Origin of the sequence: Paracoccus sp. (in: a-proteobacteria) (genome assembly GCF_030536915.1) — a bacterium.
In the GTDB taxonomy this organism is placed as follows: domain Bacteria; phylum Pseudomonadota; class Alphaproteobacteria; order Rhodobacterales; family Rhodobacteraceae; genus Paracoccus.
Genome location: NZ_JAUNPC010000149.1, coordinates 1 through 3,758, shown reverse-complemented (window position 1 = coordinate 3,758; position 3,758 = coordinate 1). Strand labels below are relative to the sequence as shown.

The following is a 3,758-nucleotide window of genomic DNA, read 5'->3' as shown; positions in this document are numbered from 1 at the left end:
CGCGCGCCGCTACGCGATGCTGAAGAAGCGGTGCGACTGCGCGTTCATTCAGGCCTGATGGCCTGGGCGTCGGCTGGTCCCGAGATCATGGCCGCGCCCGGATCGGCCGTGCCCCAACCCTTGCCGCCTGCCTCCATGCACGCCCTCACAAGGCGTCGCCCGCCTCCTGCGACCGAACTTCCGGCCGGGCTGCGGAAAGCCGCGAGCCGCTTGCGCCCAAGCGCAACAGAAGGGTGATTCCGGCATAGGCAAACGCGAGAAGCCAGAGCTGGCGGATGAGGGGCGCCAGTTCGGCCAGTCCGGCCCCCATCTGGGCGCTGCGGACATAGCCCTCGATCATCGCGGTGCTGGGAATGGCCTGGGCGGCGGCTCGCAACAGGGGCGGCAGCGACTCGATGGGCCAGGAGAAGCCTGACAGGAAGAACAGCGGCATCCCCAAGGACAGAAGCACCATCTGCACCATCTCGGCACGGCGCAGCACGGCCGCCACGGCCTGCGCGAGGAACCCGACCGCGAGCACGAAAGGCACCCCCAGTGTCGCCAGCGCCGGTAGATGGCCCAGCCAGGGCAGGCCATAGGCCCAAGGCAGCACGACCAGATACATCGGCAGCAGCAGCGCATAGAGGCCCAGCCACGCCCCGGCCCGGCCCAGCATCCGCCACGGCAGCGGATCGGCCGAGGGCGCACGGCGCGTGGCGACAAGGCCAAGGCCCATCATCATCGTCTGCTGCAGGATCAGCACGAAGGCCGCGGGCAGGATGTAGGTGGCATAGCCGCCGGCCGGGTTGAACAGCGGCACTTCGACCAGTGCGATGGGGCTGGCGCCCGACAGGGCCTCGGTGCGGCTGGTGCCGGTGGCCAGTTGGCGCGCGACCTGCACCTGCACGCCGGTGGTGCGGGCAGGTCCGGCGATGCCGGTCAGCGTTTTCTGATACATCAGGAAGTAGCTCGCGTCCGCATAGATGGCGATGGGGCTTTGCCGGCCACGCAGCAACTCGCGCTCGAAGCCTTGCGGCACCAGCAGGATGCCATAGGCGCGGCGTTCGTGGACCAGCCGCTCGGCCTCTGCCATGGTCGGCGGGCGGGCGACGACGGCCACCGCTTCGCTGGCGTCGATGTCGCGCGCAAGCTGGCGCGAACCGGCCGAGTTATCCAGATCGACCACCGCCACAGGCACCTCGCGCAGCAGTTCTGGCCGGTAGGGATAGGGATAGATCAGCGCATAGATCGCCAGCGACACCACCATCACCGACAGGATCTGCGGATCGCCGAAAATCGCCGCAAGCTCGGCCCGCAGCGCGCGCAGGATCGCCTTCATGCCGTCCTCCTCGCCGTGCGCGCCGTGGCGGGAGCAAGCGCTGATCGCATCCGGTCAAGGCGCAGCAGCACGATCAATCCCAGTGCGACGGCAATCGCCAGAAGGTAAAGGACAGGCCAGACGGACAGATCCATGGGGGTCGCGCGCAGCGACTGGTCGATGCGCAACTGGATATACCAAGTGCCGGGGATCAGCGCGGACCACGCCTGCGCCAGGGGCGGCATCGCCTCGCGCGGGAAGCCGATGCCCATGTAACCCAGCGCTGGCGCCAGGATCACGCCCACGAAGCTGATCGCGCGGGCGAAATCGCGCGTCAGAAGGAAGCAAAGCGCCCCGATCAGCTGGCAGGCGATGATGAACAACGCCGCCCCCACCCCCATCAGCAGCAGCGAGCCGCGAAGCGGCACCCCGAGCCACCCGTAAAGCCCGATGTCAGAGATGCCGAGGATCAGCATGAACAGAAAGGTATATGGCAGCAGCTTGCCCAGCATTGCGGGCAATAACCCGCCTGCCAGCCGTGGCAGGACGCGGGCGTGGCGGCCCGGGCCGAAATCCAGCGATACCGCATAGGTGGTCGCGGCGGCGGCCATCAGCTGGATCACCGCCGGCATCAGCGCCGCCAGCAGGAAGTCGACATAGTCGAGGGCGGGGTTGAACAGGGCATGCGTCTGCAGCAGCATGGGCTGGGCCGCCGCCGTGGCCTGCAACGAACCGGCCCCCTGAGCTTCTCGCAGGCTGACACTGAGGCCCCCTGAAGCGGCGGTGACGGCATTGCGGGCGCCGCGGGCGACGACCGACCCGGCGCTCATGTGCTGGTTGTCGTAGAAGATCACCGCCTCGGGCCGGGCGCCGCGCAGCGCGTCGCGCTCGAAGCCCGCGGGCAGCAGCAGCGCGCCGCGCGCCCGGCCCGACAGGATCAGCGAGCGCGCCTCGGGCAGGCTGTCCGCCCGGGCGGACACCTCGACGTCAGGGGTGGCGTCCAGCATTCGCACTACCTGCCGCGAGAGGCTGGAGCGGTCCAGATCGACCACGGCGACTGGCAGGTTGGTGGCAACCCCGGAGCGGAAGACAAAGGCCAACAGGACGCACAGAGCCAGGGGCAGCAGCACCGTCAAGCCGATCAGCGCCGGGCGGCGGCGGATCAGCCGGAACTCGCGCCGGATCGCCGTGACGAGACCGCTCATTCCCCCTCTGCCTCCGCCGGCCGGATCAGGGCGGACATGCCGGGGCGGAGCCCCGGAACCGGCGTGGCGGGGGCGGCGCGGACCTCGAAGCTGCGCAGGTCGAAGTCGCCTGTCGCCCGGGTCGCGCGCCAGCTGGCGAAATCGCCCTGCGCATTGATCAGCGTCACCGTCGCATCGACCTGCGCATCCAGCGCCGGCACCTGCACCCGCAGCCGGTCGCCCACCTTCAGACCGCCCAGCAGGTTCTCGCGGATGTTGAAGGTGAACCAGGTCCCGTCCAGATCGACGATGGTGAACAGTGGCGCGCCCGCGCCCACGTTCTCGCCCAATTCAACCATGCGGCCGGTCACCTGGCCGCCTTGCGGGGCGGTGACGTTCAGTTCGTCGATATTGGCCTCGGCCTGCCCAATCGCGGCGCGCGCCTGATCGACCTGGGCCGCGGCCACGGCGCGCTCCTCGGGGCTGGCGCCGGCGCGGGCCAGGTCCAGCTGCGCCTGCGCGGCCTCGACCTTGCGTTCGGCCGCGGCAAGGTTGCGGGCGCTCTGCTCGATTACTGCCTGCGAGCGGACGCCGCGCTGTTCCAGCGCCTGATCGCGGGTCGCGGCTTCCTGCGCCAGCTGCAGGTCGGCCTCGGCCGCGGCCAATTCGGCCTCGCGGGCGCGGATGATTTCGGGCCGGGTGGCGCCGATGGCGGTCTCATTGCGCTGCGCCACCACCAGTGCGGCCTGGGCGGCGCCCAGGTTTGTGGTCAGTTGCGCGTTTTCCAGCCGCACCAGCAGCGCCCCCTGCTCGACCCTGTCGCCCACATCGGCGCCCAGTTCGACCACGCGCCCGGGCACGCGGGCGCTGACATCGACCCGTGGCGCCTCGGCCTCGCCCTGCACCAGCATGGCGACGGGCCGGGTGGCGTACCATACCAGCCCCGCGACCAGGGCCGCCAGGATCAGCAGGACGACATAGGGCAGCACCCGGGACCGGGGTCGGGCTGGCTTCGAAGGGGGCAGGTCGGAAGAGATCGAGGTCATGAGGATCCTTGTGGTTTATTGCCGCGCCCGCATGGATGGCCGGGATCGCCCTTGCGCGCCACCATAACGTGGGGAGCGGGGCAAAGGTGCCGGCTCTGCCGCCCTGCGGCCGGAGAGGCGCCTTGCCCCCTGCTCAAGGCGCGTCGCGGCATCGGCCAGCCCTTGCCTCGCGCCGGGGAAGGTCATGGCCGGACTGGCGCAAATCGCGGCAAGCGCAAGAACAGGAAAACT

General features: G+C 70.0%; 3 protein-coding genes. All 3 read right to left on the bottom strand.

Annotated features, from left to right (window positions below; all coding sequences use genetic code 11):
• Positions 1-145 precede the first annotated feature (145 nt).
• Genes Q4F04_RS14920 through Q4F04_RS14910 form a run of 3 tightly spaced genes read right to left on the bottom strand, consistent with a single transcriptional unit; the run spans position 146 to position 3,527 of the window.
• A complete protein-coding gene (locus tag Q4F04_RS14920) occupies positions 146-1,318 on the bottom strand; it encodes an ABC transporter permease (RefSeq protein ID WP_303370584.1) in 1,173 nt (390 codons plus the stop codon).
• Positions 1,315-2,502 (bottom strand): ABC transporter permease, encoded by a 1,188-nt coding sequence (locus Q4F04_RS14915; protein ID WP_303370583.1) that lies wholly within the window; start codon positions 2,500-2,502, stop codon positions 1,315-1,317. Before Q4F04_RS14915 ends, Q4F04_RS14920 begins: the two co-directional genes overlap by 4 nt.
• Positions 2,499-3,527 carry an HlyD family secretion protein gene (locus Q4F04_RS14910; protein ID WP_090757424.1) on the bottom strand — a complete coding sequence of 343 codons (1,029 nt, stop codon included), beginning with the start codon at positions 3,525-3,527 and terminating at the stop codon, positions 2,499-2,501. Before Q4F04_RS14910 ends, Q4F04_RS14915 begins: the two co-directional genes overlap by 4 nt.
• Positions 3,528-3,758 lie beyond the last annotated feature (231 nt).